Source organism: Mycobacterium sp. (assembly GCF_049585075.1).
Lineage (GTDB): Bacteria > Actinomycetota > Actinomycetes > Mycobacteriales > Mycobacteriaceae > Mycobacterium.
On record NZ_JBAUZA010000128.1, the window covers coordinates 1 to 4,241 of the forward strand.

Below are 4,241 nucleotides of genomic sequence, written 5' to 3' on the forward strand. Positions count from 1 at the left end.
CTTCGCGCGGCCCTTGTCGTCGCGAGGGAACTCCGGCATCTGGAACGGCGCATCGGGGATATTCGGCGGGATGTTCGCATGAATGAACGCCGGCCGGATCTCGTCGATCTCCCAGTACTTCGATACCGCGTCTCGCAACTCGTCTTCGTCAACGGTGTTGGGCCCCTGTTCAGCTTCCGGGGGGAAGGCGCCCTTGGCGAACACCAGCACGTAGTAGTTCGCCCCCGGGGCCGCCGCCCGGTGCACCGAGCGCAGGTAGCCGTCGCGGCCCTCGACGGGCAGCGAGTGAAACAGCGTGCTGTCCACCACCGTGTTGAACCGGCCGTCGTAGCCGGTGAGCCCGGTGAGGTCGGCCTGCACAAAACTGGCTGTGCTCAGCCCGCGTTCTTGCGCCGCCCGGTTGGCGGCGGCGATGGCTGTGGGCGTCAGGTCGACGCCGACCACGGTGTAGCCGTCGGCCGCAAGAGCCAGTGACAGCTCGGCGTAGCCGCATCCGGCATCGAGCACATCGCTGCGGAACTTGCCGGCCGCGGCCAGCGCGGCCAATTCCGGCTGCGGCTCACCGATGTTCCACGGCGGTGGGCCTTCGAACATGGCCTGCCCGCGATATGCGCTATCCCAATCCATTACTTCATTCGGCATGTATTCCAACGTACCGGTGCAGCCGGGGCAGCGCTTAACCCGCTGATGAGTCCCAGGTGTGCACGGGTTCGTTGGTGTGCATGTACTCGCAGTAACGCCGCAGCATCTCGGCCAGCGCTGCCGGCCGGGACAATCCGCCGGCTTCTAGCGCACGCACCGTCGAGACCTGCCAGACCGCGCCATTGCGGCCGGTGCGGGCGCGGCCCTCGATCACGCCGAGGAACCGGTCGCGCACCTCGGTCGCGACGCCCCACCGCTCGAGCCCCTCATGCGCCATCGGCAGCAGCTTGCCGAGCACTAATTCCTCAGAGGTCACCTGGCCCAGCCCGGGCCAGTACAGGCTCGCCTGCATCCCGTAGCGAGCGGCCTCGATGAAATTCCGTTGGGCTGCAGCAAAACTCATCTTTGTCCACAGCGGACGGTCCTCCTCAGACAGCGTGCGCAACATCCCGTAGTAGAAAGCTGAGTTAGCCAGCATGTCGATCACCGTCGGCCCGGCCGGCAGTACCCTGTTTTCCACCCGCAGATGCGGCCGACCAGCCGCCACTGCATACACCGGCCGATTCCACCGGTACACCGTGCCGTTGTGCAGGCGTAACTCGGAGAGCTGGGGGGTGCGCCCGGCGGCGAGTTCGGCAACCGGGTCCTCGTCGGACACCTCCGGCAGCAACGACGGGAAGTAACGGACATTCTCTTCGAACAGGTCGAAGATCGAGGTAATCCAACGTTCACCGAACCACACCCGCGGCCGCACGCCCTGGGCCTTGAGTTCATCGGGGCGGGTATCGGTGGACTGCGCGAAGAGCTCGATGCGGGTCTCCGACCACAGCTGATGGCCGAACAAGTATGGCGAGTTCGCTCCCAACGCCAGCTGCGGGCCGGCCAGTACCTGCGCAGCGTTCCAGTGATTGGCGAAATCGGCCGGCGACACTTGCAGATGCAACTGCATACTCGTGCAAGCGGATTCGGGGGCGATGGACGTCGAGTTCAAATGCAGGGGCTCCGGTCCGTCGATGTCGATTTGGATGTCTTCGCCGCGGGCTTTGAAGATTGAGTCGTTAAGGGCCGCATATCGACTCGATTGACTCATCCAATTGTCGGCGAGGTGCTCGGGCATCAGCGTCGGCAGGATTCCGATCATGACGATGTGGGCCCCTCCGGCGCTGGCCTTGGTCTCGGCGGCGTTCAAACTGGCCCGCACCTCGGCTTCCAAATCCACCCCGGTGTGGCCGGCCAGCGGCCGGGGCGGCACGTTGAATTCGATGTTGTATTTACCTAATTCGGTCTGATAGGCCGGGTCGGCGATGGCGGCCAGCACGTCTTGGTTCGACATCGCTGGCTGATAATCGTCGTCGACCAGATTGCATTCGATTTCCGTCCCGGTGAGTCGGCGCTCGAAATCGAAGCTGGCCTGCGCGAGCATGGTTTCGAAGACGTCCAGGCACAACTGCACCTTGCGCCGGTACTCCTGTCGGTGTACGCGGTCGTAGGTGGTCCGCTTCACCTCGTCGCCCACAATGCCGATGGAACCGGTTTAGGAGGAACTGCGCAAGCACCGGCGTCGTAAAAGTCGAGCGTATTGTCAGCGCTGCGAGCGCTCGATCGTCGCCATCCCGCGGGAGGACAGCAGTTGGCCGAATTCATCGCTTCGATCGACCAGGGCACCACCAGTACCCGCTGCATGATATTCGATCACGATGGCACCGAAGTTGGCAGCCATCAGCTTGAGCACGAGCAGATTCTGCCGCGCGGCGGCTGGGTCGAGCACAATCCGATCGAGATCTGGGAGCGCACTAGCTCGGCGCTGATGTCAGCGCTGAACACGACCAACTTGTCGTCGAAAGACATTGTTTCGCTGGGGATCACGAATCAGCGAGAGACGACGCTGGTGTGGAATCGGCATAACGGCCGACCGTACTGCAATGCGATTGTCTGGCAGGATACCCGTACCGACCGCATCGCGTCGGCGCTCGACCGCGACGGTCGCGGCGACGTGATTCGGCGTAAAGCCGGTCTGCAGCCGGCCACGTACTTCTCCGGCGGCAAGCTGCAATGGGTTCTGGAGAACGTCGAGGGAGTGCGCGCAGCTGCCGAGCGTGGCGAGGCCGTGTTCGGTACGCCGGACACCTGGCTGCTGTGGAATCTGACCGGCGGACCTCGCGGCGGAGTTCATGTCACCGATGTCACCAACGCCAGCCGAACAATGCTGATGGACTTGGAGACGCTGGACTGGGACGACGAGTTGCTGTCCTTTTTCGACATCCCGCGCGCGATGCTGCCGTCGATTGCCGCGTCGTCACCGCGCCAGCCCTACGGCGTCACGCTGGAGGCAGGACCCCTGGGCGGCGAGGTGCCGATCACCGGGATTCTCGGTGACCAGCATGCGGCGATGGTCGGTCAGGTATGCCTGGAGCCCGGCGAGGCCAAGAACACCTACGGCACTGGTAATTTTCTGCTGCTGAATACCGGTGAGCAGATCGTACGGTCCGGTAACGGTCTGCTGACGACGGTGTGCTACCAGTTCGGTGATGCCAAACCCGTTTACGCGCTTGAGGGTTCGATCGCCGTGACCGGTTCGGCGGTGCAATGGTTGCGCGACCAGTTGGGCATCATCAGCGGAGCTGCGCAAAGCGAAGCACTGGCCCGTCAGGTCGACGACAACGGCGGGGTGTACTTCGTTCCGGCGTTTTCCGGCTTGTTCGCACCGTATTGGCGCTCCGATGCCCGTGGCGCGATCGTCGGGCTGTCGCGTTACAACACCAACGCACATTTAGCCCGCGCGACGTTGGAGTCGATCTGCTACCAGAGCCGCGATGTGGTCGATGCGATGCAAGCGGATTCGGGTGTGCGCCTTGAGGTGCTGAAGGTCGACGGCGGGATTACCGCCAACGAGTTGTGCATGCAGATTCAGGCTGACGTCTTGGGTGTCGACGTGGTGCGGCCGGTGGTCGCTGAGACCACTGCGTTGGGCGCGGCCTACGCGGCGGGCTTGGCGGTCGGCTTCTGGGCCGACCCGAATGAGCTGCGCACGAATTGGCAGGAGGGCACCCGGTGGACGCCGCGGTGGAGCGACGACGAGCGCTCGGCAGGGTATGCGGGATGGCGCAAAGCCGTTCAGCGCACGCTCGATTGGGTTGAGGTGTAGCTCCGGTGGGGACCAGAACGTGCTGGCCCCCACCGTCGCGGCTTGATCAGTCGTCTTCGCCGAGGATCGTGTAAATCTCGCGGCGAGCGTTGTTGACGATCTCGATGATGCGTTGCTGCTGCTCGGCACTGGCGGCGTGAGCGGATTGCGCTACAGCGCCGAACAGTTGTCCAACGGCGGCGCGCAGGTTCAGATGGGAGGGGTCGACACCGTCGGCGATCTCGTCCCACGGTGGTGTCTCGACTTTCTCCGCAGCGGCTCGGCCGGCATCGGTCAACTCGAAAAGCTTTTTGCTGCCTTCGGTTTCGGTGCCGACAATCAGGCTCTCATCGACCAACAGCTGCAGGGTCGGGTAGACCGAGCCGGGGCTGGGGCGCCACAGGTCCTGGCTGCGCTCGGCGATCTCCTGGATCATCTCGTAGCCGTGCATGGGTCGCTCGGCCAGTAGCACCAG

At 64.0% G+C, this 4,241-nt stretch carries 4 protein-coding genes; 1 reads left to right on the forward strand and 3 read right to left on the reverse strand.

From position 1 onward, the window contains the following. Both WB785_RS06040 and WB785_RS06045 read right to left on the reverse strand, forming a co-directional pair. Positions 1-642, reverse strand: a 642-nt coding sequence (locus WB785_RS06040; protein ID WP_424077853.1) for a class I SAM-dependent methyltransferase, incomplete at its 3' end; no start/stop codon positions are given. Between the two features lie 34 nt (positions 643-676). Next, a complete protein-coding gene (locus WB785_RS06045; RefSeq protein ID WP_424077854.1) occupies positions 677-2,158 on the reverse strand; it encodes a glutamate--cysteine ligase in 1,482 nt (493 codons plus the stop codon). 72 nt (positions 2,159-2,230) lie between these two features. Between WB785_RS06045 and glpK the strand changes: the two genes are divergently transcribed. After that, positions 2,231-3,787 carry a glycerol kinase GlpK gene (glpK, locus tag WB785_RS06050; RefSeq protein ID WP_424077856.1) on the forward strand — a complete coding sequence of 519 codons (1,557 nt, stop codon included), beginning with the start codon at positions 2,231-2,233 and terminating at the stop codon, positions 3,785-3,787. 46 nt (positions 3,788-3,833) lie between these two features. On the opposite strand, the gene WB785_RS06055 is transcribed toward glpK, so the two are convergent. Continuing rightward, the coding region (locus tag WB785_RS06055; protein ID WP_424077855.1) for a PadR family transcriptional regulator at positions 3,834-4,241 on the reverse strand (408 nt) is incomplete at its 5' end.